Origin of the sequence: Exiguobacterium sp. s127 (assembly GCF_018618695.1) — a bacterium.
Taxonomy (GTDB): domain Bacteria; phylum Bacillota; class Bacilli; order Exiguobacteriales; family Exiguobacteriaceae; genus Exiguobacterium_A; species Exiguobacterium_A oxidotolerans.
Genome location: NZ_JACSMO010000038.1, coordinates 1 through 363, shown reverse-complemented (window position 1 = coordinate 363; position 363 = coordinate 1). Strand labels below are relative to the sequence as shown.

Sequence of the window (363 nt, the reverse complement as noted above, 5' to 3'; positions counted from 1 at the left end):
GGTGAAGAACATGCAGAAGAATCGCAAGTTGAGCAAGTCCATCTCCGAGGTCAGTTGGTCGGAGTTCTTCCGCATGCTCGGATACAAGGTGGAATGGTACGGGAAGACCGTCGTGAAAGTCGGCAAGACCTTCGCCTCTAGTCAACTGTGCTCCCGTTGCGGACATCAACACAAAGACGTGAAACATCTTGGTTTGCGTGAATGGACATGCCCGAGTTGCGGGATCCACCACGACCGTGATGTGAACGCAGGACTGAACGTCAAACAAGAAGCTGAACGCCTCTTAGCTTCTTCAACCGTCGGGACGACGGGGTTAGCCTGATCAATTTTCGACCGTTAGGTCGGATCACTCAGGAATCCTCC

General features: G+C 52.9%; 1 protein-coding gene. It reads left to right on the top strand.

Annotated elements, in window-relative coordinates; all coding sequences use genetic code 11:
• The coding region (locus tag KNP98_RS16355; RefSeq protein WP_214812257.1) for a zinc ribbon domain-containing protein at positions 1-322 on the top strand (322 nt) is incomplete at its 5' end.
• Positions 323-363 lie beyond the last annotated feature (41 nt).